This window comes from Massilia sp. 01N417, from assembly GCF_056399645.1.
Window position 1 is genome coordinate 78345 of the sequence record NZ_JBFTRS010000009.1, and the last position, 25462, is coordinate 103806.

Annotated in this window: 22 protein-coding genes; 16 read left to right on the plus strand and 6 right to left on the minus strand. The window is 63.3% G+C overall.

Annotated elements, in window-relative coordinates; translation table 11 throughout:
- The first annotated feature begins 449 nt into the window (after positions 1-449).
- From AC1DOQ_RS11930 to AC1DOQ_RS11940, 3 genes are read left to right on the plus strand one after another with little or no spacing between them, the layout of a single operon-like run.
- Entirely contained in the window at positions 450-2456 is a 2007-nt protein-coding gene (locus tag AC1DOQ_RS11930) for a primosomal protein N' (RefSeq protein WP_477363791.1), read from the plus strand.
- A gap of 21 nt (positions 2457-2477) precedes the next feature.
- A complete protein-coding gene (locus tag AC1DOQ_RS11935) occupies positions 2478-3314 on the plus strand; it encodes a hypothetical protein (RefSeq protein WP_477363794.1) in 837 nt (278 codons plus the stop codon).
- Between the two features lie 60 nt (positions 3315-3374).
- Complete coding sequence (locus AC1DOQ_RS11940; RefSeq protein WP_477363797.1) at positions 3375-4811, plus strand: dihydrolipoyl dehydrogenase; 1437 nt, start codon at positions 3375-3377, stop codon at positions 4809-4811.
- A gap of 19 nt (positions 4812-4830) precedes the next feature.
- Here the strand turns inward: AC1DOQ_RS11940 and AC1DOQ_RS11945 are convergent, their stop codons facing one another.
- The gene (locus AC1DOQ_RS11945; protein ID WP_477363800.1) at positions 4831-5316 is read right to left on the minus strand and encodes an SRPBCC family protein; all 486 of its coding nucleotides are present in this window, start codon (positions 5314-5316) and stop codon (positions 4831-4833) included.
- A gap of 165 nt (positions 5317-5481) precedes the next feature.
- On the opposite strand from AC1DOQ_RS11945, the gene AC1DOQ_RS11950 reads away from it, so the two are divergent.
- The 7 genes from AC1DOQ_RS11950 to AC1DOQ_RS11980 all read left to right on the plus strand — a co-directional run bounded on the left by AC1DOQ_RS11950 (position 5482) and on the right by AC1DOQ_RS11980 (position 13416).
- A complete protein-coding gene (locus AC1DOQ_RS11950) occupies positions 5482-7545 on the plus strand; it encodes a UvrD-helicase domain-containing protein (RefSeq protein WP_477363803.1) in 2064 nt (687 codons plus the stop codon).
- Between the two features lie 404 nt (positions 7546-7949).
- Entirely contained in the window at positions 7950-9968 is a 2019-nt protein-coding gene (locus AC1DOQ_RS11955) for a DUF4214 domain-containing protein (RefSeq protein WP_477363806.1), read from the plus strand.
- Between the two features lie 93 nt (positions 9969-10061).
- A complete protein-coding gene (locus AC1DOQ_RS11960; RefSeq protein WP_477363809.1) occupies positions 10062-10265 on the plus strand; it encodes a SlyX family protein in 204 nt (67 codons plus the stop codon).
- 237 nt (positions 10266-10502) lie between these two features.
- On the plus strand, positions 10503-11690 hold the full coding sequence (locus AC1DOQ_RS11965; RefSeq protein ID WP_477363812.1) for a GNAT family N-acetyltransferase: 1188 nt from the start codon (positions 10503-10505) through the stop codon (positions 11688-11690).
- 63 nt (positions 11691-11753) lie between these two features.
- Positions 11754-12422 (plus strand): hypothetical protein, encoded by a 669-nt coding sequence (locus AC1DOQ_RS11970; protein ID WP_477363815.1) that lies wholly within the window; start codon positions 11754-11756, stop codon positions 12420-12422.
- Between the two features lie 69 nt (positions 12423-12491).
- Positions 12492-13034 carry a hypothetical protein gene (locus AC1DOQ_RS11975; RefSeq protein ID WP_477363818.1) on the plus strand — a complete coding sequence of 181 codons (543 nt, stop codon included), beginning with the start codon at positions 12492-12494 and terminating at the stop codon, positions 13032-13034.
- An 82-nt stretch (positions 13035-13116) separates the two neighbouring features.
- On the plus strand, positions 13117-13416 hold the full coding sequence (locus AC1DOQ_RS11980; RefSeq protein WP_441935288.1) for a DUF3144 domain-containing protein: 300 nt from the start codon (positions 13117-13119) through the stop codon (positions 13414-13416).
- Between the two features lie 25 nt (positions 13417-13441).
- Here the strand turns inward: AC1DOQ_RS11980 and AC1DOQ_RS11985 are convergent, their stop codons facing one another.
- Both AC1DOQ_RS11985 and AC1DOQ_RS11990 read right to left on the minus strand, forming a co-directional pair.
- Entirely contained in the window at positions 13442-13630 is a 189-nt protein-coding gene (locus tag AC1DOQ_RS11985; protein ID WP_477363821.1) for a hypothetical protein, read from the minus strand.
- Positions 13631-13811: 181 nt separating this feature from the next.
- Complete coding sequence (locus AC1DOQ_RS11990; protein WP_477363824.1) at positions 13812-14558, minus strand: hypothetical protein; 747 nt, start codon at positions 14556-14558, stop codon at positions 13812-13814.
- 99 nt (positions 14559-14657) lie between these two features.
- Between AC1DOQ_RS11990 and AC1DOQ_RS11995 the strand changes: the two genes are divergently transcribed.
- From AC1DOQ_RS11995 to AC1DOQ_RS12020, 6 genes are all read left to right on the plus strand, one after another.
- Positions 14658-15278 (plus strand): TMEM175 family protein, encoded by a 621-nt coding sequence (locus tag AC1DOQ_RS11995; RefSeq protein ID WP_477363827.1) that lies wholly within the window; start codon positions 14658-14660, stop codon positions 15276-15278.
- Between the two features lie 129 nt (positions 15279-15407).
- Complete coding sequence (locus AC1DOQ_RS12000) at positions 15408-17567, plus strand: M3 family metallopeptidase (RefSeq protein WP_477363830.1); 2160 nt, start codon at positions 15408-15410, stop codon at positions 17565-17567.
- Between the two features lie 120 nt (positions 17568-17687).
- Complete coding sequence (locus AC1DOQ_RS12005; protein WP_477363833.1) at positions 17688-19811, plus strand: M3 family metallopeptidase; 2124 nt, start codon at positions 17688-17690, stop codon at positions 19809-19811.
- Positions 19812-19959: 148 nt separating this feature from the next.
- The gene (locus AC1DOQ_RS12010) at positions 19960-20172 is read left to right on the plus strand and encodes a VF530 family protein (protein ID WP_258847285.1); all 213 of its coding nucleotides are present in this window, start codon (positions 19960-19962) and stop codon (positions 20170-20172) included.
- An 8-nt stretch (positions 20173-20180) separates the two neighbouring features.
- On the plus strand, positions 20181-20462 hold the full coding sequence (locus tag AC1DOQ_RS12015) for a DUF4404 family protein (protein WP_477363836.1): 282 nt from the start codon (positions 20181-20183) through the stop codon (positions 20460-20462).
- Between the two features lie 151 nt (positions 20463-20613).
- On the plus strand, positions 20614-22818 hold the full coding sequence (locus tag AC1DOQ_RS12020; protein ID WP_477364076.1) for a YgiQ family radical SAM protein: 2205 nt from the start codon (positions 20614-20616) through the stop codon (positions 22816-22818).
- 23 nt (positions 22819-22841) lie between these two features.
- Here the strand turns inward: AC1DOQ_RS12020 and AC1DOQ_RS12025 are convergent, their stop codons facing one another.
- From AC1DOQ_RS12025 to AC1DOQ_RS12035, 3 genes are all read right to left on the minus strand, one after another.
- Positions 22842-23627 (minus strand): PEP-CTERM sorting domain-containing protein, encoded by a 786-nt coding sequence (locus AC1DOQ_RS12025; RefSeq protein ID WP_477363839.1) that lies wholly within the window; start codon positions 23625-23627, stop codon positions 22842-22844.
- Between the two features lie 193 nt (positions 23628-23820).
- A complete protein-coding gene (locus AC1DOQ_RS12030; protein WP_477363842.1) occupies positions 23821-24963 on the minus strand; it encodes an AI-2E family transporter in 1143 nt (380 codons plus the stop codon).
- Positions 24960-25442 (minus strand): cyclic nucleotide-binding domain-containing protein, encoded by a 483-nt coding sequence (locus AC1DOQ_RS12035; protein ID WP_477363845.1) that lies wholly within the window; start codon positions 25440-25442, stop codon positions 24960-24962. The genes AC1DOQ_RS12030 and AC1DOQ_RS12035 overlap by 4 nt, the downstream gene beginning before the upstream one ends.
- Positions 25443-25462: the final 20 nt, after the last annotated feature.

Sequence of the window (25462 nt, forward strand, 5' to 3'; positions counted from 1 at the left end):
TGTATATTGGTAAGTCGTTGATTTCATTGTGATTTATGCCGGGGCTGGCGAGAGCGCCAGAGTGGCGTATCGACCCCTCGGAAGGCAACTGCCCAAGTTGACAGCGCATTGTTCACAAAGTTATACACAGCTTCTGTGAATAATGTTGAAAAGTCCTTGGTTTACCGGGGTTTACGCGATTTCTTCAAGTGTTGTATCAAGTTTTTGCTGCACTGCGCTTGAGTTCTTCACCGGAAATGGCCAGTTATGCACAGAAGCGGCCGAGCGATGCCGGATTTCGGTGGCAGGAAGGTTGCACAGGCAAGTAACTGAATTTAAAAGAGAAATTTTTTTGTGAACTTGAGGAATTGCTAAGTGCTTTGAGCTAACGTAAACCTTTGTCCCGGTCAAGTTTTCCATTTTCCACAAAGTTTTCCACAGTCCCCACAGTGTTAAGAATAGGGTCCGGTTTGGCCTACTGCATCTTACAAATCGCGCTCGACACCCCGCTCGACAGCGTGTTCGACTATCGCTGGGAATGCGATCCCGGCAGCGAGCCGCAGGTCGGGCAGCTGGCGCTGGTGAACTTCGGCCGGCGCGAAGCGGTGGGCGTGATCGTCGCCGTCAAGCACGAGACCGATGTCCCGCTGGACAAGCTCAAGGATGCGCTGGCGGTGCGCAGCCAGTTGCCGCCGCTGTCGCCGCAATGGCTGGCGCTGGCGCGTTTCGCCGCCGATTACTACCACCGCCCGCTCGGCGAGGTGGCGATGCCCGGCCTGCCGAAAAACCTGCGCCTGGGCAGCACGGTGGCGCTGGACCGCGCGCTCAAGAAGCTCGGCAAGATCGAAGATACCCACGACCCGGCGCCGGCCGCGATGCCGGTGTTGAATCCGGCCCAGCAGCAGGCCGCCGACGCCATCGGCCAGGCCCGCGGCTTCAATCCGCTGCTGCTGTACGGCGTGACCGGCAGCGGCAAGACCGAGGTCTACCTGCAGGCCTGCGCCCAGGTGCTCGCCAGGGAAAGCGAGGCCCAGATCCTGATCCTGGTCCCCGAGATCAACCTGACCCCGCAGCTGGAGGCGAACATCCGCGCGCGCTTCCCGGGCGTGATGCTGGCGACCCTGCACAGCAGCCTGTCCGAGGGCGAACGCATGCTGCACTGGCTGGCCGCCCACCAGGGCCGCGCGCGCATCGTGCTGGGCACGCGGCTGGCGATCCTGGCTTCGCTGCCGCACCTGAAGCTGATCGTCATCGACGAAGAGCACGACCCCTCGTACAAGCAGCAGGAAGGCCTGCGCTATTCGGCGCGCGACCTGGCCGTGTGGCGCGCCCACCAGCTCCAGATCCCCATCGTGCTCGGGTCGGCCACGCCCTCGCTGGAGAGCTGGCACCACGCGCAGACGGGCCGCTATCGCAAGCTGGAGCTGCGCGAGCGCGCCGTGAAGGACGCCGTGCTGCCGCGTGTGAAACTGGTCGACATGGAGAAGGACAAGCCAAAGGAAGGCCTGACCTCGCACCTGATCGCGGCCCTGCGCGACCGCATGGCGCGCGGCGAACAGTCGCTGCTGTTCCTGAACCGGCGCGGCTATGCGCCGGTGTTGAGCTGCGATGCCTGCGGCTGGATCAGCAACTGCACCCGCTGCACCGCCTTCATGGTCCTGCACCGGCCCGAGCACCGGCTGCGCTGCCATCACTGTTCGCTGGAGCTGCGCATCCCGCATTCCTGCCCGACCTGCGGCAACATCGACCTGCAGCCGCTGGGACGCGGCACCCAGCGCATCGAGGAAGGCCTGCAGTCGCTGTTCCCGGAGGCGCGCGTGCTGCGCATCGACGCCGACTCCACGCGCCGCAAGGGCAGCGCCCAGGCCGCGTTCGATACCGTGCACCGCGGCGAGGTCGATATCCTGATCGGCACCCAGATGGTCGCCAAGGGCCACGACTTCAAGAACCTGACCCTGGTGGGCGTGCTCAATCCCGATACGGCCCTGTTCTCGCAGGACTACCGCGCCAGCGAGCGCCTGTTCGCCCAGCTGATGCAGGTGGCGGGACGAGCCGGCCGCGCCGGTCTCGAATCCGAGGTGCTGATCCAGTCGCGCTACTGCCAGCATCCGCTGTACGGCGCGGTGATGCGGCACGACTACGACCGCTTCGCCGGCTCCCTGCTGGAAGAGCGCCACCAGGCCGCGCTGCCGCCCTTCATGTACCAGGCCCTGCTGCGCGCGGAGGCGCCGGAACTGGCCACCGCGATCGCTTTCCTGGAGCAGGCGCGCGACGCGCTGTCCAGCGACGCCGTGGTGCTCAACGATCCGATTCCGATGACCATGACCCGGGTGCATAATGTGGACCGTGCCCAGCTGCTGGTCGAATCGAATTCGCGTCCGGCGCTGCAGGCCTTCCTCAAAGTCTGGGTCGATGCCCTGCGCGCGATGAAGTCGCGGGTGCGCTGGTCGCTCGAGGTCGATCCACTCGATATCTGACGCTTGCCGGAGAACCTGGACATGCCGTGCCGCCTCGCCTTGCTCCTTCGCCTGTTCGCAGGCGTCCTCGCACTGCCGCTCTGCACCTGCGCCGGCGCCGCCACGCCGGGCCAGGAATCGGCGGCCGCCGTTACCAGCCGGATCGAAGCCAGGGATTGTGCCGGCGCCGTCGATGAGCTGAAGGCCGGGCTGAAGCGGGGCCATGCCGAAGTCTCCCTGCTGGCGGGTACCATGTACGAACACGCCGTGTGCGTGACACGCGACTGGAACCGCGCGGTGCTGTTCTACTCCCAGGCTTACCAGAGCGGCATGAAGGAAGCGGCCGACCGCATGGCGGCCGGCTATGCCGCGCCGGAAAACGGCGCCGACGTCGCGGCCGCGATCTGGTGGTCCGGCAAAGGGCGCATCCAGGCATCGCCGGGCCGGCAGGTCCTGGCGCCATGCGCGGTCAGCCCGGCGGCCAGCGACAACATGGACCGCTTCGTCGCCGAGCTGCGGACCTGGCCGCAATGGCAGCTCGCGATGTGCAATTACGTGGTCGGGGTGATGTCGACGCTGTCGGCCGAGATCAGGTACCCGGCGCTGGCGCAGGCCTACGGCGTAGGCGGACAGGTGACGCTGCGCTTCCTGCCGGCGGTGCCGAAGATCGAGCTGAAGAAAGGCGCAATCCAGGAATACCAGCTGCTCGGGATCTTGAATGGCGACGTGCTGCGCGACCGCGAGACGCCGATGGTGACCGGCGGCTTCGAGAAAGCGCTCGGCGCCGTGGCCGACCGGGCCCTGCGCCGCTACCCCAAGCCCGGCGGCATTCCGGCGGAGGCGGTGTTCTACGTCCGCTACATCTTCCAACTCGAGTGATGCCCTGAGCGTTTCCCGAAAATAGCGTATCGTCTTGTCCGCGAACTACCGGAGATGACTATGCAGAAAATGAAGGTCGATGTCGCCGTCATCGGCGCCGGCACCGCGGGACTGGTGGCCTACCGTTCCGCGAAAGCCCAGGGCGCGCGCGCCGTCATGATCGAGGGCGGGCCCTACGGCACCACCTGCGCGCGCGTGGGCTGCATGCCCAGCAAGCTCCTGATTGCCGCCGCCGAGGCCGCACACTTCATCGATGCCGCGCCAAGCTTCGGCGTGCACGCAGGCGAAAAGCGCGTCGACGGCGTGGCCGTGATGGAGCGCGTACGGCGCGAGCGCGACCGCTTCGTCGGCTTCGTGCTGGAAGGCGTGGACAATATCCCCGACCAGGACAAGCTGCGCGGCTATGCACGCTTCACCGGGCCGCATACCCTGGTGGTGGACGACCATACGGAAGTCGAGGCCGCGCGCATCGTGATCGCCACCGGCTCGACCCCGACCCGCCTGCCCAAGCTGGAAAACGTCGGCCCCGGCGTGATCACCAGCGACGACGTGTTCTACTGGCAGGACCTGCCGCGTTCGGTGGCCGTGATCGGCACCGGCGTGATCGGGCTGGAGCTGGGCCAGGCGCTCGCCCGCCTGGGCGTGCGCGTGAGCGTGTTCGCGCGCGGCGGCAGCGTGGCCCAGCTGACCGACCCGGTGGTGCTGCGCAATGCCGGGCGCGCGCTGGCCGAAGAGATCGACCTGCACTTCCAGTCCGAGATCGTCAGCGCCGTGCAGGACGGGGACGAGGTTGCCTTGACCATCCGCCAGAATGGCGAGGAACGCTTGACGCGCTTCCAGTGTGTGCTGCAGGCGGCCGGGCGTACCCCCAACGTGGCCGGGATCGGCATCGAGCATCTGGGCCTGGAACTGGGCGCCAACGGCGTGCCGCTGTTCGACAGCCGCACCATGCAGTGCGGGAATAGCCACGTCTTCATTGCCGGCGACGCCAACAACGAGCGTCCGGTGCTGCCGGAAGCGGCCGACCACGGCAAGATCGCCGGCGACAATGCCGGCCGCTACCCGGACATCCGCCCCGGCCTGCGCCGCGCGCCGCTGACGATCGCCTTCACGGAGCCGAACATCGTCAGCCTAGGCGCCAGCTACAAGCAGCTGTGCGGGCCGGGCAGGCCGAAGTTCGCGATCGGCCAGGTTTCCTTCGAGAACCAGGGCCGCAGCCGCGTCATGCTGCAGAATAAGGGGGTGCTGCGGGTGTACGGGGAATACGGCACCGGGCGCTTCCTGGGCGCCGAGATGATCGCCCCGCGCGGCGAGCACATCGGCCACCTGCTGGCCTGGGCGGTGCAGTCGCGCCTGACGGTCGAGCAGATGCTGGAGATGCCCTTCTATCACCCGGTGGTGGAAGAGGGCGTGCGCACCGCGCTGCGCGACCTGGCGGCGAATATCGTGAAGGGTTGCAGCGACATCGATCCGGACGAGGTCGAGCCGGGTACGTGATACCTGCCCACGCGCGACTTCAATTCAGATACGTCGAGTCCAGCTTCCCTTCCGAAGCCAGCTGCCGCACGATCTTGATGGTATCGATATCGGCTTCCTGGTAGGCCGATTTCTTGAAGTCCTCGTACATCTTGCCCATCTCGTCGGTCGCCGACACATTGCCGTCGTCGTACAGGAAGCGCACCCACATCACGCCTTCGCTCGGCGCCTCGATCGTCATGGTCATGCGCGAAGCGGGGATTTCTCCCTGGGCCGGGACTTCGTAGCGCACTTCCTGCAGCGGGCTCAGGTGCACGACGTCGTCGATCACCAGCTCGCCGTAGCGCAGGCGGCGCGCGAAGCTGCCGCTCTGGCGCTCGCCGATCGTGCATTCGTCCAGGTGGGGCATGAACATCTTCGGGTCTTCGGCGCGCAGCACCAGGCCGCGCCACAGTTGTTCGCGGGTCATGGTGTCCGCGAGCGGGTTGAGCGGGTCGTTAATCTCGATCAGGTGTTCAAATTTCATGTTCTTGTCTCTCGCATGGGCAGCCGTAAAAGCGCTATATGGTGGCGGATAGCGTGCTGACAAGCCACAACATAACGCACTTTTCCTGAAATGTTTTCGGCGTGCATGGCCGAGCTTCGTTAAAATGATGAGCTCACCCACTGGCAGTCCTGCAAGAATTATCCCATGTCGACCCCGAATTTCGGCCTCAACGGTCCGCAGAGCGAAGCCGTGCTCTATCTCGACGGCCCTTGCCTGGTGCTGGCTGGCGCCGGCTCCGGCAAGACGCGCGTGATCACCCAGAAGATCGCCTACATGATCGAGCACCGCGGCTACGATCCGCGCACGATCGCCGCGCTCACCTTCACCAACAAGGCGGCGCTCGAGATGCAGGAGCGGATCGGCAAGCTGCTCAAGCAGCCCAAGCAGGCCAAGCAGCTGACCGTGTCGACCTTCCACTCGCTGGGCGTCAAGATCCTGCGCCAGGAGGCGGCCGGCGTCGGCCTGAAGGACAAGTTCTCGATCATGGACAGCGACGACTGCTATACCGTCGTCTCCGACCTGGCCGTCACCACCGACAAGCAGGAGATCCGCCGCATCCAGAACGCGATCTCGCTGTGGAAGAACGGCCTGGTCGACCCCGAGGATGCGATCCGCGACGCGCACGACGAAGACGAAGCCCAGGCCGGGCGCATCTACCGCAGCTATGTGGCGACCCTGCAGGCCTACCAGGCGGTCGACTTCGACGACCTGATCCGCCTGCCGGTGGAACTGTTCCGGAATAACGAACCGATCCGCGACCGCTGGCAGCGCCGCCTGCGCTACCTGCTGATGGACGAGTACCAGGACACCAACACCTGCCAGTACGAGCTGGTGAAACTGCTGGTGACGGGCCTCGGCAAGAAGCCGATGTTCACCGCGGTGGGCGACGACGACCAGGCGATCTATGCCTGGCGCGGCGCCTCGGTCGAAAACCTGAAGACCCTGCAGACCGACTTCCCGGACCTGCGGGTCATCAAGCTCGAGCAGAACTACCGCTCGACCACCCGCATCCTGCAGGCCGCCAACGCGGTCATCGGCAACAACCCCAAGCTGTTCGAGAAGGCGCTGTGGTCCGAGCACGGCCTAGGCGAGCCGATCAAGGTGCTGGGCATGCCGAACGAGGAGACCGAGGCCGACCAGGTGGCGATCATGATCTCGTCCGAGCGCTTCCAGCGCAAGAACAAGTGGACCGACTACGCGATCCTGTACCGCGGCAACCACCAGGCCCGCATCATCGAGCAGGCGCTGCGCAAGGAACGCATTCCGTACACGATTTCGGGCGGCCAGAGCTTCTTCGACAAGGCCGAGATCAAGGACGTGATCGCCTATCTGCGCCTGATCGCCAACCAGAACGACGACCCGGCCTTCATCCGCGCCGTCACCACGCCCAAGCGCGGGGTCGGCATGACCACCATCGAGGTGCTGGGCGAAGTCTCGAAGCAGTGGAACTGCTCGCTGTTCGAGGCCGCCTTCAAGGGCGGCCTTGAAGCCCGGCTGCAGGACCGCCAGCTGATCCCGCTGCGCGAGTTCTGCCACTGGATCAACGAGCTGGAAGACCGCGCCACGCGACCGGGGCCGTCCGGCAGCGGCGATCACGCCGCCGAGCTGCTCGATGACATGATGAAAGAGATCAACTACGAGCACTACCTGTACGAGAACTTCGACGACAAGGCGGCCCAGGCCAGGTGGCAGAACGTGCTCGAGTTCACCAACTGGCTGAAGGAGCGCGGGCGCGGCGGGCGCGATCGCGACGGTGAAGAGAAGAACCTGCTCGAGCTGACCCAGATGGTGGCCCTGATGTCCATGCTAGAGGGCCAGGACGAGGAGCAGGACGCGGTGCGCATGTCGACCCTGCACGCGTCCAAGGGTCTGGAGTATCCGCACGTCTACCTGGTCGGCGTCGAGGAGGGGATCCTGCCGCACAAGGGCGATCCGGACGACCCCGTCGAGCGCATCGCCGCGCGCATCCAGGAAGAGCGGCGCCTGATGTACGTCGGCATCACGCGCGCCCAGCGCACCCTGCACGTTACCTGGTGCAAGAAGCGCAAGCGCGCGGGCGAGCTGATGCATTGTGACCCCTCCCGCTTCATCAAGGAGATGGCGCTCGAGGTCGGCGACGCGCCGCCGAAAGAAGATGAAGTACTGAGCCCCAAGGCGCGCCTGGCCAATCTCAAGGCCTTGCTGGCGACGCCAAAGACTGCCAGCTAGAAACATTTGCCGGACGTTGACATCAGTTTAACGACGGCAAATGTTCAGAATTATTCGTTGCAGATAAGCCTTGTTGGGATGCCAAGGGGTGCGCACGATTGAAATTCTCATTTGACTTCAACTGTTGAGCAGGAAATACTTTCCTGAAGTGACTTTGTCACAATCAACACTGAAGTTAACTAATGGCAACCGTATCCGACATCACCGTTATTCCTACTTCTGGACTGAACCATATCGATGCCCTGCTCGATACGGGGCCTGACTGGAATTATTTCACATCTGCATCCGGACAGAGCAATGTTCTCTATTTCACGTTCTCCGTGACTTCAGGGAATGAGAGCGCTTCCAGCACGCAGAGTATTTTTTACGGAAACCAGCAGGCGTTTTCGACCGCCCAGCAAGCCGTGGTACGGGAGCTGTTGAAGGATGGCGGCTATCTGAATCAGCTGACCGGCATTCATTTCGTCGAAACCAGCAATGGCGACGCTGCGCAGATCCACCTCTGCAATGCGGACATCATCACCAGCAATGTCACCGGTCTGTGCAGCTGGCAAAGCTCGTACCAGTACGAACCCGGCACCAACAGGCTGGTCAGCTACGACGCGGATGCCTATGTCTATCTCGACAATGTCCAGTTCGGCGCGGCCAACAGCAATCTGGCGCCTGGCGGAAGAGGGTATCAGACCCTGCTGCATGAAATGGGACATGCGCTCGGCCTGAAGCATACGTTCTGGGATCCGAACAGCGACAACCCGAACCCGATCGTCCTGCCGGCGGCGCAAGACAACACCAGCAATACCCTGATGTCGTACACCAACGTCGGTGGACCCTATACGACATACCAGCAATTCGACGTCGCGGCCCTGAACTGGCTTTACGGCAAGGATGGTCTCGGCGGCGCACTAGGCATCAATTCGACAACCGGAGCCCGGTATATCACGGGTACCAATGGCCCGGATACCCTGACGGGTACCGACGCCAATGACACGCTTGAAGGCGATGGAGGCAATGACATGATTGATGGAGGAAATGGAATCGATACCGCCGTGTTCCGCGGCGTTCGCAGCAATTACACCTTTGCTGAACTGTCGAACGGCGACATGACGGTGATGAGCAAGGACGGCATCGACGGCATGGACACCCTGCGCTCGATCGAGATCCTGAAGTTTGCGGACATGAGCGCGACCCGTGCGGACGTCCTGGCGGCCGACACCGTGGCCCCTGCCAAGCCGACCTTGGTAGTCACCAAGAACGTGAACGGTTACGCGACCGGCAACACGCCGCTGGTGACCGGCAAGGCGGAAGCCGGCTCGATCGTGAAGATCTATGCCAGCGACAACAATATGCTGGTCGGCACGGCGACCGCCGATACCAACGGCCTGTACACGCTGAAGCTCAGCACGTATGCGGATGGCAGCAACTACTCGGTCTTCGCGACCGCGACCGATGCTGCAGGCAATGTTTCAGTCGCCAGTGATGCGGCGAGCTTCAAGGTCGACGCCACGCCGCCGGTGAAGCCGACCTATGATCCCTTGCCCACCGATCTGGGCGGCAGCAACCAGGTCACGTTCAACGGTACGGGCGAGGCCGGCACCACGATCGAACTGGTGCGCGCCGGCGACCTGCAGACGATCGGGCGCACCACCGTCGGCAGCGACGGCACCTGGCACCTGCCGACGTCGCCTCTGCCGAACGGCAATTACACGGTCAGCGTGGTCTCGCTCGACCAGGCCGACAACGGCACCAACGCCGCTTCCCGCGCAAGCTGGACCATCAACAGCTCGGCGAACATCACCGGCACCAGCGGCAACGATACGCTCAAGCCGGGCGCGGGCAATAACGCAGTGGATGGCGGCGCCGGCACCGACACCGTCGTCTACGCCGGTTCGCACACCAACTACACGGTGGCCCAGGAGGCCTGGGGCTACGGCATCACCGACAAGACCGGCAATAACGGTCACGATTCGCTGATCAATGTCGAGCGCGTCCAGTTCGACGACGGCTGGCTGGCGCTGGATGTCGACGGCATCGCCGGCCAGATCTTCCGCCTTTATACGGCCGTCCTCGGACGTCCGGCCGAGGCCGCAGGCATGGGTTACTGGATGTGGCGCATGGAAGGCGGTAGCCCGATCACCGATGTGGCCCGCGAATTCATGAACCAGCCCGAGTTCAACACCCTGTACGGCGCCAACCCGACCGATGCGACTTTCGTGACGAAGCTGTACAACAACGTGCTGGGCCGCGATCCGGAACCCGAAGGCTTCAAGTACTGGATGGATACCCTGAGCAATAACAGCAATCCGGACAAGGCTGCGGTGCGTACCCAGATGCTGATCGATTTCAGCGAGAGCCTGGAAAACCAGGTGAACGTGGTCGGCACCTTCAAGACGGGCATCGAGTTCACGCCCTGGCACCAGGGCTGACCGGGACCATCCGGCAGCATGCCGGCGCGGCAAGCGCCGGCGCCATTCAAGAGCCGCTGGCATAATGCGGCTCTTTTCATTTCAGGAAGCGCCGTGAACGACGAAGACCGTTTCATCGATATCGAGATCAAGCTGGCTCACCAGGAAAACCTGGTCGAGTCGCTGAACCAGACCATCTACGAGCAGGGCCGCCGTATCGACCAGCTGGAGGCCATGGTGGCCAAGCTGGCCGAGCATGTCCGCATCCTGCGCGACGCCGGGCAAGGGCCGGTGAACGAAAGGCCACCGCATTACTAAGCGGCAATTTCATCATATTGTGATTAAAAGCTCCTAGCTCATCCAGATTGGATAAGTATTTTAAGCGTCACAAGTTAACGAAATTTAATGTTCAGCTAATCGAAAATTCCTGTACTGTTGAGTACTGTCAAGGTATGATCATCGCACGATGTAAATACAATCAAATCCATCATTTCTGTTGGTTGAGTTGTTTCGTGCGAGGCCCATGTGAAAGTATCCGTTCCGCATACCAAAGAAATGCCAGAAACCATCGCATGGACCACCCCGGAATTGCCGGTCTCCTTGCGTCGAACCGAGACCACTCAACGGTTCGAGTTCTCCCCTGCCACCGCCGACCTTGAGCGTTCCGACGTGCAGGCCGCATGGCAGCGCCTGCTGCAGTCCCGCCGCAGTCCGGAAAAGCTGTACCAGCTTCCGGCGTTCTTCAAATATCTGCAGGAGACCAAGGAAGACGGCGCAGGCGCCTGCGAACTTCATATCGTACGCCGCCGCAGCGATGCGCGAATCGTCGGGGTCATTCCCGGCCGCAGGATGACGCAGAGAGTGAGCGTCCGCTTGGGTCCACTGACCCTGTTCAAGCGTACCGTGCCCGTCTACCAGCTGCTCGGCAGCGTGCCCTTGCTCGATGCGGGCGAAGAAGGCCTGTCCAGCTTCGTCCTGGACAATCTGCTGCAGAGTCATCCCGACTGCCAGGCCTTGCTGATGCAGGCAATGCCCGAGGAACTGGCCCATACGGTGGGCGGCAAGGGCTTGTCCCGTCACATCCTGAACGGCTGGCAAAACTGTCATACCGTGCCGCTGCCGGAAGACGCCGAAACCTATCTGCAAAAATTCAGCTCCAAGAAGCGCTACAACCTCTCGCGCCAGGTGCGGCTGCTGGCCAAGGAGGCGGGCGAGGTCAGCCTGGTACGGGTCGAACATGCGGATCAGGTCGCCGCCCTGGTGGACGGCATGCGGACCTTCATGAACGCCGAGGACTTCTCCGTCCAGAGTTCGCAGGTCAAGCTCGAGAACCTGGCGCGCCACGGCCTGCTGCACTCCTACCTGCTCCAGTGCGGCGGCAAGACGGTTGCGCTGGTGCTGGGCACGCACTCGGATGAGGTGTGGCACGTACACAATATCTGCTGCGCCCAGGAATACATGAACCTGTCGGTCGGCACCAGCATCGTCCACCTGGCCCTGCAGGATGCGATTGCGCATTTCGATTTCACCCACGCCGATTTCGGCTACGGCACGCCGAACCAGGAATTCCGCTCCACGCACGTGCTGCAGCGGCGCGGCAAACTGCTGCTGTGCCGCCGCCATGGCGTGGCCGACCTGCTGTTCAAGCTGTATAGCGTCCAGAACCGGATCAACGAAGCGCTGATCGCGCGTGTCAAGACAGTCCGCAAGCGGCTGACGGAGCGCAGGCAGGCGAGCAAATAGTTGCATTCTGCTAATAAATCCAATAAGGTAGGTTCATGTTTATTGGATAACAGGATGTACTGCATGAGCATCGCCGACCTCGAACGACGAATCCTCGCCTGCGAGCAGGAAAACGCGCGCCTGCACAAACGGCTCGCGAGGCAAAACCGGGCCTGGGCACTCGGCCTGCTCCTGATCGCCGGCGGCGGCGCGATCGCAGGCGGCAGCCTCAAGGACGCCATCTTCGACAGCGTGCGGGCCAAGGAAGTCGTGGTGGTCGACGCCAAGGGTGTGGTGCGCGCCCGCCTCGGCGGCGATCTGCCGGATGCGGTCATGGCCGGCGGCCGCGTGTCGAAGCGCGGCTCGAAAGCGGCCGGCGTGATGCTGTACGACGAGGAAGGCATCGAACGCGGCGGCTATGTCACCCAGGATGATGGCAGCAACGTCATGCTGACGCTGGATTCCAAATACCGCCAGGCTGCGCTGTTCGTGGCCGGCCCCGACGAGGATCAGGCCAGCGCACTGGGCCTGTGGAACAAGGGCGGCGGCATCGAGATGCGCTCGGACGGCAACGGCCAGCGCCTGAGCGTCACCAACAAATCCGGCGTCGTGATGCAGCAGCCGGTCATCACCGCACTGTCTGCGGCCACCTGCGTGTCGTACAAGGACATCGAAAAGAAATACCCGGGCGCACGCAGCTGCCAGGCCAGGTTCACGGAGGCCGCTTGCCAGGCCTGCTTCGACAGCCAATGAAGCGGCGCATGCTGGTGATCTGCATCGAGCTGGACGGCGTCCTCGGCAAGCACGCACGTTAAATTCGGGATGTCCATGCAGGCTGAGCACGAATTCTACGTGGTGTCGAGGCGCAAGCTGGCGATCCTGTTCCTGGCGACGTCCTCGCTCTACGTCCTGTACTGGTATTACAAGAACTGGGACCGCTACAAGAGCAGGCATCCGGAAGCCTCGCAGTTCGGCAGCATGGTCTCGCCGGTGCCGCGCGCCGTGTTCTGGATGTTTTTCACGCACGCGCTGTTCCGCAAGGTCAAAGCCTATGGCCATGCGCTGCCGCAGGTCGCCGGCTGGCGCAGCGGCTGGCATGCGACCATCGTGGTCGCGCTGATGCTGCTGGCGAACGCCATCGACGTCCTCATCGGTGGCACGGCCGGCGATCTCGTCTCGATCGCCAGCGTGTTCGTGCTGCTGCCGCCCTTCCTGACGGCGCAGGACAAGATCAACCTCAGCTGCGGCGATCCGGAAGGGAAGAGCAACGACCGGCTGTCGAAGGCGAACTGGGCCTGGGTGGTCGCGGGCGGAGTGCTGTGGCTGATCTTGATCGCCGCTGCGCTCCTGCCTGAAGGGTCTTGATCGGCCTCGGATACCGTATTGCTTATGCTACAGTCTATTTCTTGCTCTGAGGTTCAGGGCTTTCATCCACGGTATATACATCATGAGTAATCAAGCCCCTGGTCCGGAGTTCTGGACCCGCGTCAACGCCCTGATCGACCAGGCCAACACCCAGTGCGATTCCGCCGACCCCAGCGAAGTCTGCGCCTCCACCATGTACGCCTCGGCACGCTTCAATGCCTTCATCGTCGCGCGCACCACGAGTGGTCCGGAGCACATGCAGCAGGAAAAGGAGCGGGCACTCGAGTATTTCACCGACCAGTTCCGCAAGATGATGGCGGAGAATCTGGACGATTTCATTGCGAATCTCGGCAAATACGATATCGGAACGCCGTCGCAGTAACTGACTCCCCGCCGCATGGGGGCTCTCAGATCGTCGGCACATGCAGCCGGTTATCGTCCTCCAAAACCAGGCCTTGCCAGGTTGCGGGCTTGCCCGTCATTTCCCACGCAAGGATCTGCTGCGGTGTGCGTCCCATGCCACCCGAAAAGGCGGTCATCTGATGCTTGTCGAGTTCCCTTGCGATGTCCAGGTCCTTGATCGTCAGCTTGTTCATGTCTATCTCCTAGAGTAATGAGCGTTGCCAGGCACGATGCCGGCCACAATTACCGTTGATTGCAGGAAGCGTGCCAATCGCGGAATCGCGCTGCTTATTCGCAGAAATGCATAAACCTTGGGATGCTATCTGTTGGTTTCCCTGTCGTTCTTTGATGGTTGAGTTGGCTGTCGCACAACACTCAGTGAGTAGTGAACGACTCCAGCTCTTCCGTGGTGCGGTGCTGGACTGTACCGCTTGGGTCGTAATCTTCGACGATCATCTTCACGTCGCGTTTGATTTCAGGGGCGTACCAGTAGAGTTTATACATTCGGCCACCGATGGGATCGGGGGTGTGTGCGGCCTGCGAATTGACGATGATCGCCTGAGCGTTTCCTTCGGCGCGTACCGAGCCACTGGCACTCGCGGCCTGCGGCTCGAACTCTTTGAACCAATTTCCCTCCATCTCAATTTTCAGCGCTTTGAAGGTTCCAGCGGGAACTTTGATTTCATCCCAGCCGATCACGGTGTAATGCAATTTGTTCCTCAGTGTCTTGACGGCAGGCGTCGGGTGCGGCTGTGTTTGGTCCGTGTCCCACGTCTTGCCTGGTTCAAGAGGAAAGGCGTAGGGGCGCGAAGTCACCCGTTCCTCGCCATTGACGACATGCGGGATGCTCCAGTCCAGATTCAGGTTCGCTTCGTGCGGTGGCAGATTGCTGTCGACCGGTTTGTTCGCCATCACGAATGAATGAGATCCGACGCGTGACACCCAAGCCTCGTATCGGCGCGTGGATGAGACTAGCGTTCCACTTTTGTTCTCCTCCGTCTGCACGCTGTAAAGCCATTTGTCGCCTTCCTTGAGCGCAGGACGATCAATTGTTTGCGCGTGCAGGATTGCACTTGCTGCGCATGCCAGCGCGGCGCACACGGTTTTATGGAATGCCTTCATAATTGCCTCATCAGTATTCTGTAGACGATTATAGGTATAAGAACCGATGCAGCATGTAGCGTTTTGTTTCTGATCGCGATACCGAAATTCGAGAAACTCATGGGCAAAAACCGGCTGGAAGCCTTCAGCGACGGCGTCATCGCCATCCTCATCACCATCATGGTGCTGGAACTCAAGGTCCCGCACAGCCCGGATTTCCGGGCGCTGCTGCCCCTGTGGCCGGTGTTCATGAGCTACGTGCTCAGCTTCATCTACATCGGGATCTACTGGAACAACCACCATCACATGCTGCACGCGGTGAAGGAAGTCAGCGGCGGCATCCTGTGGGCCAATCTGCACCTGCTGTTCTGGCTGTCCCTGATTCCCTTCGTGACGGCGTGGACGGGCGAGAACCATTTCGAGACCGGGCCGACCGCCACCTACGGCTTCGTGCTGTTCATGTGCGCGGTGTCGTATTCGCTGCTGGTGCGCGGCCTGGTGCGCAACCACGACAAGAACACGACCCTGGCCGAAGCCATCGGCGACGACCGCAAGGGCAAGATCTCGATCGTCCTCTATCTGGTCGGGGTGGCGCTGTCCTGGTTCCAGGCCTGGATGGGCTTCCTGGTGTATGCGGCCGTGGCCGTGATGTGGCTGATTCCGGACCGGCGCATCGAGAAGAAAGTGGTCGAGGAAATCCAGGAAGAGGAGGCGGAAGAGGCCAGGAAAGACGCGTCCTGACGGATGCCGTCAATACGGGAGATTGCAACACTCCAATATGACGACGCGGCAATAAGCCTGCTATGATCTTCGGCGCACCTGCTGCCGGGCACGCTTCGGCAGCGTCCGATTAGTGTCCTGAAAGATCGCATGAAACGTCAACACAGCTTCATCGTCGCGGCAAGCATCGCGCTTGCCTACGCAACCACCGCCATCCCCGCCGCCGCCGCTCCCACTGCTTCCGCCGCCCCCGCTGCCGTCTTCGACGCTTCGAACCCGTTCGCCAAGGCCAGCACGCTGCCCTTCCATTATCCGGCCTTCGACAAGATCAAGGACGAGCACTTCAAGCCGGCCTTCGAAGCGGGCATGCGCGTGCACCTGCTGGAGATCGAGGCGATCGCGAGCAACCATGCGGCGCCGACGTTCGACAACACCATCGTCGCGATGGAGCGCGCGGGCCAGCTGCTGGCGCGCGTGTCGACCACCTTCTCGAACCTGCAGAGCGCGAACACCAACGACAAGCTGGACGCGATCGACCGCGAGATGTCGCCGAAGCTGGCTGCCCATGCGGACGCGATCTACATGAACGCCAAGCTGTGGAAGCGCGTGAAGAGCCTGTACGACAAGCGCGATGCCCTCAAGCTGGACGCCGAATCGAAGCACCTGCTGGAGCGCTACCACCGCGACTTCGTGCGCGCCGGCGCCAATCTCTCCAACGCCGACAAGGAGAAGCTGAAGGCGTATAACGGCGAGATCGCCAGCCTGCAGTCGACCTTCGCCCAGAACGTGCTGAAGGAAGCGAACGCCTCGGCGCTGGTGGCCGATACCCGCGCCGAACTGGCCGGCTTGTCGGACGCCGAGATCGATGCCGCCGCGCTTGAGGCGAAGAAGCGCGGCCTGGACGGCAAGTTCGTGATCGCGCTGGCCAACACCACCGGCCAGCCGCTGCTGTCGTCGCTGACCAACCGCGGCACGCGCGAGCGCCTGATGGCGGCATCGATGGCGCGCGGCAGCCGCGGCGGCGAATTCGACGGCCGCGAACTGGTGCAGCGCCTGGCGAAGCTGCGCGCCGAGAAGGCGGCCCTGCTGGGCTACCCGACCTATGCCGCCTATTCGCTGGAAGTGGAAACCGCGAAGACGCCGGAAGCCGTCAACAAGCTGCTGGGCGAGCTGGCGCCGCCGGCCGTGAACAATGCGCGCAAGGAAGCCGCCGAGATCCAGGGCGTGATCGATGCGGAGAAAGGCGGTTTCCAGGTCGCCGCGCATGACTGGGCCTTCTACACCGACAAGGTGCGCCAGGCGAAGTACGCCTTCGACGAGAACCAGTTGAAGCCCTACTTCGAACTGAACAACGTGGTGCAGAACGGCGTGTTCTTCGCCGCGAACAAGGAGTTCGGCATCAGCTTCAAGGAGCGCAAGGACTTGCCGGTGTACGACCCGGACGTGCGCGTGTTCGACGTCTTCGACGCCAGCGGCAAGCAGCTGGCGATCTTCATCATGGATTACTACGCGCGTCCGAACAAGCAGGGCGGCGCCTGGATGAACGAGTACGTCACGCAGTCCACGCTGCTGGGCAACCACCCGGTGGTGGCGAACCACCTGAACATTCCGAAGCCGCCCGCCGGCCAGCCGACCCTGCTGACCTATGACGAGGTGCGTACCGCCTTCCACGAGTTCGGCCATGCGCTGCACGGCATGTTCTCGAATGTGAAGTACCCGACCTTCGGCGGCGCCAACACGCCGCGCGACTTCGTCGAGTACCCGTCGCAGGTCAACGAGATGTGGGCCACCTGGCCGGAAGTGCTGGCCAACTACGCGAAGCACTACCAGACCGGCGAGCCGATGCCGCAAGAGCTGCTGCAGAAGGTGCAGGCATCAAGCAAGTTCAACATGGGCTACATCACCACCGAGTACCTGGCCGCTTCGCTGCTCGACCAGCGCTGGCACCAACTGGCCCCGAGCCAGATCCCGACCGACGTGCTGGGCTTCGAAGCCGCCGCGCTGAAGGATGCGGGCGTCGACTTCGCGCCGGTGCCGCCGCGCTACCGCACGACCTATTTCTCGCACAGCTTCTCGCTCGGCTATTCGGCCGGCTACTACGCCTACCTGTGGAGCGAAAAGCTGGACGCCGATACGGTCGAGTGGTTCAAGGAGAACGGCGGCCTGCTGCGCAAGAACGGCGACCACTTCCGCGAGACCCTGCTGTCGCGCGGCGGTTCGGCCGACGCCATGGACCTGTTCCGCAATTTCCGCGGCCGTGATGCGCGGATCGAGCCGCTGCTGGAGCGCCGTGGCCTGACCGGCAACTGAGCGGCTGACCCATCGTCACGCGTGGGCACGCTGTGCCCACCCTACGGCGATCGGTAGGGTGGGCTCCCCGAGCCCACGCAAACCACAACAAACAACAAGACGATTTTTACTGGAGAGAGAATGAACCGTTCCCACATCCTGGCCTTCGCCGTCACCGCGGCCGTCGCCACCTTCGCCCAGGCCGCACCATCCCAGCTGCCGGCCTCGAACCCCTTCGCCAAGCCGAGCACCCTGCCGTTCCAGTACCCGGCCTTCGACAAGATCAGGAACGAAGACTTCGCGCCGGCCTTCGAGGAAGGCATGCGCCAGCAGTCGGCCGAGATCGACGCCATCGCCAACAGCAAGGCGGCACCCACCTTCCAGAACACCATCGTCGCGATGGAGCGTTCGGGCCAGCTGCTGAACCGCGTCTCGAGCGTCTTCTACAACCTGGTCGGCGCCAACACCAACGACACCCTGAACGCGCTGGACAAGGAGCTGGCGCCCAAGCTGGCCGCGCACAGCGACAAGATCCGCCTGAACGAGAAGCTCTACAAGCGCATCAAGACCCTGTACGACAAGCGCGAACAGCTGCACCTGGATGCCGAATCGGCCTATCTGCTCGAGCGCTACCACACCGACTTCGTGCGCGCCGGCGCCCAGCTCTCAAGCAGCGACAAGATCAAGCTGAAGGCCTATAACGCCAGGATCGCCGCCCTGCAGACCCAGTTCAGCCAGAACGTGCTGAAGGAAGCGAACGCCTCGGCGCTGGTGGTCGACAGCCGCGCAGAGCTGGCCGGCATGTCGGACAAGGCGATCGATGTCGCCGCGCTCGAGGCGAAGAAGCGCGGCCTGGACGGCAAGTTCGTGATCCCGGTCGTGAACACCACCCAGCAGGCGCCGCTGTCCGTGCTGACCAACCGCGCGACCCGCGAAAAGCTGCTGGCGACCTCGCTGGCGCGCGGCAGCCATGGCGGCGAATTCGACAACCGCGCCCTGGTGCTGGAGCTGACCAAGGCGCGTGCCGAGCGCGCCGCGCTGCTGGGCTATCCGAGCCACGCGGCCTATATGCTGGAAGACCAGACCGCGAAGACCACCGGCGCGGTCAACAAGCTGCTGGCCGAGTTCGCCAAGCCGGCCGTGAACAACGCGAAGAAGGAAGCGGCCGACCTGCAGAAGGTGATCGATGCCGAAGGCGGACAATTCCAGGCCGCCGCCTACGACTGGAACTACTACAGCGACAAGGTGCGCGCCCAGCGCTACGCCTTCGACCAGAACCAGCTGCGTCCCTACTTCGAGTACAACCGCGTCCTGATCGACGGCGTGTTCTTCGCCGCCACCAAGGAATACGGCATCACCTTCAAGGAGCGCAAGGACCTGCCGGTGTACGACCCGGACGTGCGCGTGTTCGACGTCTTCGACACCGACGGCAAGCAGCTGGCGATCTTCCTGCACGACCCCTACGCGCGCGGCAACAAGCGCGGCGGCGCCTGGATGAACGCCTACGTCGGCCAGAACACCCTGCTGGGCACCCACCCGGTGATCGCGAATCACCTGAACATCCCGAAGCCGGCCGCCGGCGAGCCGACCCTGCTGACCTACGATGAAGTGCGCACCATGTTCCACGAGTTCGGCCACGCGCTGCACGGCATGTTCTCGAACGTGACGTACCCTCGCTTCTCGGGCACCCGCGTGCCGCGCGACTACGTCGAGTTCCCGTCGCAGGTTAACGAGATGTGGATGGCCTGGCCGGAAGTGCTGGCCAACTACGCGAAGCACTACCAGACCGGCGAGGCGATGCCCCAGGCGCTGCTGGATAAGGTCCAGGCATCAAGCAAGTTCAACGAGGGTTACCGCACCACCGAGTACCTGGCGGCCTCGATCCTGGACCAGAGCTGGCACCAGCTGGCCCCGAACCAGATCCCGGCCGACGTGCTGGGCTTCGAAGCCAAGGCCCTGCATGACGCCGGCGTCGACTTCCCGCTGGTCCCGCCGCGCTACCGCACGACCTATTTCTCGCACGTGTTCTCGGGCGGTTACTCGGCCGGCTACTACGGCTACCTGTGGGCCGAGAAGCTGGACGCCGACACCGTCGAGTGGTTCAAGGAGAACGGCGGCCTGCTGCGCAAGAACGGCGACCACTTCCGCCAGACCCTGCTGTCGCGCGGCGGCACCATGGATGCGATGGAGATGTACCGCAAGTTCCGCGGCCGCGATGCGAAGATCGAGCCGCTGCTGGAGCGCCGTGGGTTGACCGGCGAGTAATCCTGTCCCGCTGCTTTTGAACGTCGTCCCCGCGAAAGGCGGGAACGACGGTTAATATGTCGCGGGAACGACGAGCGGCGCGCGCCAACCATTCCCCGTTCAGATATAAAATTTCCCACAACGCCCTCTCTAGGACATCGTCTCTGCAATGAGTGTTCAGGCATTACACGGTATTACCTTAGAATCCTTATTAACCCGCCTGGTCGAGCACTACGGCTGGGACGGACTCGGCCGCCGTATCGCGATCAATTGCTTCATCAAGGACCCCAGCATCAAGTCGAGCCTGAAGTTCCTGCGCAAGACGCCCTGGGCCCGCGAACAGGTCGAGAAGCTGTACCTGGAGACCAGGTTCACCACATGAGGGACGACATGCTGCCTGATAACGAAGACACCCTGAAAGCGCACCTGAAGACCTTGCACCGCCACCTCGAGGAGACGGGCGAGGTCGACGACGAACTGGAGATGCTGCTGCGCCAGCTCGACGGCGACATCAAGCATGTGCTCGAGCGCCGTGCCGACGACCCGGACGCCAACACCTACGGCCTGGCTTCGCGCAGCCAGGAAATCACGGCCCGCTTCGCGGCCCGCCATCCGAACCTCGAGCCGGCCCTGCGCCAGCTCGGCAATATCCTCAACAACATGGGCATCTGATTAAGTTGTTGAAAACTAAGCCAATTTTCGAGGGAAGGGGAGATCGCCGACGGCTTTTCCTGTAAAATGCCGGCCAATGAACTCCCCCGCCAATCTTTTCGCGAGCGTCCCCAAGCGCTCCAGCCGCGCTCCCGCCGCGCCCTTCCTGCCCATGTCCCGCGCCGAGATGGACAAGCTGGGCTGGGATTCGTGCGACATCATCCTGATCACGGGCGATGCCTACATCGACCACCCGAGCTTCGGGATGGCGCTGGTCGGCCGCCTGCTGGAAGCCCAGGGTTATCGGGTCGGCATCATCAGCCAGCCGGACTGGACCTCCGTGGAACCCTTCCGCGCGCTCGGCAAGCCCAATCTGTACTGGGGCATCACCGCCGGCAACATGGACTCGATGGTCAACCGCTACACGGCCGACCGCAAGATCCGCTCGGACGACGCCTATACCCCGAACGCCGAACCGAATAAACGTCCGGACCGCGCCGTGACCGTCTACTGCCAGCGCGCCCGCGAAGCCTTCCCGGGCGTGCCGGTGATCGCCGGTTCGATCGAAGCCTCGCTGCGCCGCATCGCACACTACGATTACTGGTCGGACAAGGTGCGCCGCTCGGTGCTGTTCGAATCGAAGGCGGACCTGGTCATCTTCGGTAACGCCGAACGCGCCCTGGTCGACGTCACCCGCCGCATCGCGGCAGGGGAGAACATCAAGAACATCCGCGACCTGCGCGGCACCGCCTTCCTGGTGCCGCACGGCTGGCTGCCGGACCAGGAGTGGTCGGTGCACAACTCCACCCGCGTGGACGTGCCGGGCCGCGTCGATCCGCATCCGAACCCGTATGCGATGGCGCAGGAAGACACCAAGGCCTGCGCCACCGAGAATGCGCAGCCGGAGCCGGAAGTCAAGCCGATCGTCATCATGACGCGCGAAGAGCGACAAGCCGCCGCGCGCGAAAAAGCACGCAAGACCGTGGTCCGCCTGCCGTCCTTCGAAACCGTCAGCGAGGACTCGGTGATGTACGCGCACGCCTCGCGCGTGTTCCACCTCGAGTCGAACCCGGGCAATGCGCGCGCGCTGGTGCAGCAGCACGGCGACCGCGACGTCTGGCTGAACCCGCCGCCGCTGCCGCTGGCCATGGACGAGATGGACGGCGTGTACGACCTGACGTACGCGCGCGCGCCGCACCCGAGCTACGGCAAGGCGCACATCCCGGCCTGGGAGATGATCCGCTATTCGGTGAACATCATGCGCGGCTGCTTCGGCGGCTGCACCTTCTGCTCGATCACCGAGCACGAAGGCCGCATCATCCAGAGCCGTTCGGAACCGTCGATCCTGCGCGAGATCGAGCTGATCCGCGATACGACGAAGAACTTTGCCGGCACCATCACCGACCTCGGCGGCCCGACCGCGAACATGTACCGCCTGTCCTGCAAGGACAAGAAGATCGAGGAAACCTGCCGCCGCCTGTCCTGCGTCTACCCGACCATCTGTTCCAACCTGGGTACCGACCACAGCAAGCTGATCTCGCTGTACCGCAAGGCGCGCGCGATCCCGGGCATCAAGAAGATCCTGATCGGCTCCGGCCTGCGCTACGACCTGGCCGTGCGCTCGCCCGAGTACGTGAAGGAACTCGTCACCCACCACGTGGGCGGCTTGCTGAAGATCGCGCCGGAGCACACGGAAGAGGGCACGCTGTCGAAGATGATGAAGCCGGGCATCGGCACCTACGACGAGTTCAAGGCGCTGTTCGACAAGTACTCGAAGGAGGCGGGCAAGAAGCAGTACCTGATCCCCTACTTCATCGCGGCCCACCCGGGTTCGACCGACGAGGACATGCTGAATCTCGCGCTGTGGCTGAAGAAGAACAATTTCCACCTCGACCAAGTCCAGACCTTCACGCCGACGCCGATGGCGATGGCGACCACCATGTACCACACGGGCAAGAATCCGCTGGCCAAGGTGACCGAGGAGTCGGAAGCAGTCGTCACCGCCAAGAGCGGCAAGACGCGCAAGCTGCACAAAGCCTTCCTGCGCTACTACGATCCGGAAAACTGGCCGGTGCTGCGCGAAGGCTTGAAACGCATGGGCCGCGGCGACCTGATCGGCAACGGCGAGCGCCACCTGGTGCCGCCGCCCGGCAGCGAGCAGGAAGCCACGCCGCGTAGCGAGCGCAAGGCCCTGCCGCTGGTGGCCGAGTCCCGCAGCGCCGCGCCGAAGGGCCGGGTGATCGAGGTGGCCACCCGTCGCAATGGCCGCGGCAACAGCCGCAGCGAACCGGCACCATTCTCCCCGCCGCCGGGCAAGGCCAAGCCGGGCATCCTGTCCACCATCAAGACCAGGCCGAAGGCGGCAGGACGGAAGTAGAGCCCGGCTCTACATGCCAGGTTCTACACGCCCGGCTTGCGGCGACGGACCGCAGCCAGGCCTGCGCTGCCGATGGCCATCAGCAGCCAGGTCGCCGGCACCGGCACGTCATTCGGCGGCGGACCCTCGTCCGCGGTGCCCTCCACGCCGACGGTGAAGCCATTCCAGTACTCGGAAGTCAGGCTGCGCCAGGTCAGCGAGTCGAAGGTGCCGGTGAAACGGATGGTGCCATGCGGTTCGCCGGTGCCGATCAGCCGGTATTCGGTATTGCCGCCGCCGAGATCCACCACCTGCTTGGTCAGGGTGCCGCAGCCATAGAAGCCGCAGCTATGGTTGCCTGGAGCGGCCGCTCCCAGGCCGGCGCCATAGCTGAGGATATCGAAGTCCTGGTTCAGGAAGGCGTAGCCGTTGCCGTTCAGGCTGACGACGGCGAATACCGGATTGGCGACCGACTGCGAGAAAGTCAGCGTCTGGCTGCCCGCGTACTGCAAGGCGATGATGTCGGTGCCGGTGGGCGCGTTGTCGACCGTGCTGCTGGTGAAGGGCGAAGTCGCGTTGCGCGGCCCCCAGTAGTCGGTGCCGCCGCTGGGCTGGTAGAAACCGACGCCCGCAGCATTGGTATATGTGACGGTGACTGTCGAGGTGGCGGTGGTGATGGTCCCCTGGGCCTTGAAGCCGGTACCGGGGTCGAGGTCGCCGCCCTGCCAGTCTGTCCAGTAGATCGGGGCGGCGCCGGCTGTGCCGGCGGCCAGGAAGGCCAGAGCGGAAATGGCCCTGCGCAGGAATGCGGAATGGCGATTGGTTCTCATTTTGCTCCCTCTATGTTTTTGACTGTCGAAGGAATTTCGACGCAAAACGCATCGCAATTTTTATGCCATTAAGTCAAGCCCTTGATTTTCCTTACAAAGGGAGTGTCACGGATGAGCAAACGTCAAATTTCTCGACAGATGGTTAATAATTGAATATAACCAACAATATGCATCTTGGGTCGAGCGCCGCCCGTCAGGCAAGCAGATCCTCGCTCGCCTGTTTTTCCCGCAAGCGCCTTGCGTAGCGGTGTCGTGCCCGCAGCCGCGGGTTGGTCATCAGGCGGCCCAGGGTTTCGCCGATGACCATCACCACACCCAGCAGCGGCAGCACCAGCATCAGGCCGGCCACGCCGGACAGGGCGCCGCCGATGAAGATCATCAGTACCGCGATCAGGGGATGGATCTTCAGGCTGCGGCCGAGGGTGATCGGCATGAAGACGAAATCGTCCAGCAGGCGCGCCAGGATGAAGACGACGATGGCGCCGTAGGCGACCAGCGGATTGCTGGGGGCGTCGGTGGCGGCGACGATCACCACCATCACGCAGCCGACCACCGAGCCGATGAAAGGCACCCAGGCCAGCAGCGCGGAGATGAAGCCCAGCAGCAGCGGAGATGACACGCCGATCACCCACAGGCCGAAGCCCAGCACGATGGTATCGAGCACGGTCAGCTTGAGCAGGCCTTCGAAATAGCGGCGCGCGGTCTGGTCGACCTCGTGCAGCAGGAACAGGGTGCGTTCGAAATAGGCGTTCGGCACCGCGCGCGCCAGGAATTTCTTGAAGCGCAGGCCGTCGCGCAAAAAGAAGAAGGCAAGGAAGGGCGCCAGCAGCAGCGAGGGCAGCCAGCCGGCCGCGGTGACCAGGATGGTGGCCAGGTAGCGCTGGGCGAAGTTGTCGGTGAAGGCCTTGAAGCGCTTGTTGACCAGCGAGGTCAGGTGCATCTCGGCGAGCAGCGGGAATTTCGCTTCCAGCAGCGCCATCGTGTTGCGCACGAAAGCCACGCCGCCGTTCGCGTACAGCGACAGGGTCTCGCTCCAGGAAGCGCTGTCCTCCGCCGGACCGCTGCTCCACGACAGCGCGGCCGCCACCGCCAGCGTGGCGAGCCCGAAGAACACGGCGCACACCAGCATCGACGAGACGCTGCGCGAAAATCCCAGGCGCAGCAGGCGCCGCATCGGCCCCAGCAGGGTGTAGTACATCACGGTGCCGAAGATGAAGGGCAGCACCAGCCACAGCATGTGCTCGAGCAGCATCAGCAGCAGGCAGGTGACGGCGATGATCGCGGTCCAGACCACCGGCCCGGCGCGCTCCTCGCGGACCACCGGGCCGCCGATCACAACGCTTCCAGCTGCGGACGGCCGTCGAGCCGCTCGCGCAGGCGCTGGCCGATGTGGCGCGCCAGCGCCAGCGAGATCTTGTAGCCGATCACGGCATCGGTATCCATCAGCGCCAGGAAGTCGTCGCGAAAGAACACCGCCAGCTCGCAGTGCTCGACGGCGCGCGCCTGGGCGCTGCGCGGCGAGTTGTCGAGCAGGGCGAGGTCGCCGAAGAAGCCGCCCGGTCCCAGCTCGCTCACCGGCCGGCGGCTGCCTTCCTGGACGCGGCTGATCTCGACCCGGCCCGCCATCACCAGGTAGAGCGCCTGGCCTTCCTCGTTCTCGTCGAAGACGATTTCTTCCGGCAGGTAGCGCCGCTCGTGCATCAGGCCATCCACGAACTTGACCTCGAGCGGCTTGAGCGTGCGGAACAGCGGCGTGTTCTGCAGCCTGCGCTGGCGCGGGGACAGGGTCTGGGATTTGAGAAAACCAAAGATCACGGCGGCTCCATGAAGCAGCG

What these genes read in the sequence shown, in the direction of transcription:
- AC1DOQ_RS11965 (WP_477363812.1), top strand. Translation starts at nt 10,503, where the DNA reads ATGCCAGAAACCATCGCATGGACCACCCCGGAATTGCCGGTCTCCTTG.
- AC1DOQ_RS11940 (WP_477363797.1), top strand. Translation starts at nt 3,375, where the DNA reads ATGCAGAAAATGAAGGTCGATGTCGCCGTCATCGGCGCCGGCACCGCG.
- AC1DOQ_RS11935 (WP_477363794.1), top strand. Translation starts at nt 2,478, where the DNA reads ATGCCGTGCCGCCTCGCCTTGCTCCTTCGCCTGTTCGCAGGCGTCCTC.
- AC1DOQ_RS11970 (WP_477363815.1), top strand. Translation starts at nt 11,754, where the DNA reads ATGAGCATCGCCGACCTCGAACGACGAATCCTCGCCTGCGAGCAGGAA.
- AC1DOQ_RS11990 (WP_477363824.1), bottom strand. Translation starts at nt 14,558, where the DNA reads ATGAAGGCATTCCATAAAACCGTGTGCGCCGCGCTGGCATGCGCAGCA.
- AC1DOQ_RS11975 (WP_477363818.1), top strand. Translation starts at nt 12,492, where the DNA reads ATGTCCATGCAGGCTGAGCACGAATTCTACGTGGTGTCGAGGCGCAAG.
- AC1DOQ_RS11995 (WP_477363827.1), top strand. Translation starts at nt 14,658, where the DNA reads ATGGGCAAAAACCGGCTGGAAGCCTTCAGCGACGGCGTCATCGCCATC.
- AC1DOQ_RS12025 (WP_477363839.1), bottom strand. Translation starts at nt 23,627, where the DNA reads ATGAGAACCAATCGCCATTCCGCATTCCTGCGCAGGGCCATTTCCGCT.
- AC1DOQ_RS11945 (WP_477363800.1), bottom strand. Translation starts at nt 5,316, where the DNA reads ATGAAATTTGAACACCTGATCGAGATTAACGACCCGCTCAACCCGCTC.
- AC1DOQ_RS11980 (WP_441935288.1), top strand. Translation starts at nt 13,117, where the DNA reads ATGAGTAATCAAGCCCCTGGTCCGGAGTTCTGGACCCGCGTCAACGCC.
- AC1DOQ_RS12015 (WP_477363836.1), top strand. Translation starts at nt 20,181, where the DNA reads ATGCTGCCTGATAACGAAGACACCCTGAAAGCGCACCTGAAGACCTTG.
- AC1DOQ_RS11985 (WP_477363821.1), bottom strand. Translation starts at nt 13,630, where the DNA reads ATGAACAAGCTGACGATCAAGGACCTGGACATCGCAAGGGAACTCGAC.
- AC1DOQ_RS11950 (WP_477363803.1), top strand. Translation starts at nt 5,482, where the DNA reads ATGTCGACCCCGAATTTCGGCCTCAACGGTCCGCAGAGCGAAGCCGTG.
- AC1DOQ_RS12005 (WP_477363833.1), top strand. Translation starts at nt 17,688, where the DNA reads ATGAACCGTTCCCACATCCTGGCCTTCGCCGTCACCGCGGCCGTCGCC.
- AC1DOQ_RS12010 (WP_258847285.1), top strand. Translation starts at nt 19,960, where the DNA reads ATGAGTGTTCAGGCATTACACGGTATTACCTTAGAATCCTTATTAACC.
- AC1DOQ_RS12020 (WP_477364076.1), top strand. Translation starts at nt 20,614, where the DNA reads ATGTCCCGCGCCGAGATGGACAAGCTGGGCTGGGATTCGTGCGACATC.
- AC1DOQ_RS12000 (WP_477363830.1), top strand. Translation starts at nt 15,408, where the DNA reads ATGAAACGTCAACACAGCTTCATCGTCGCGGCAAGCATCGCGCTTGCC.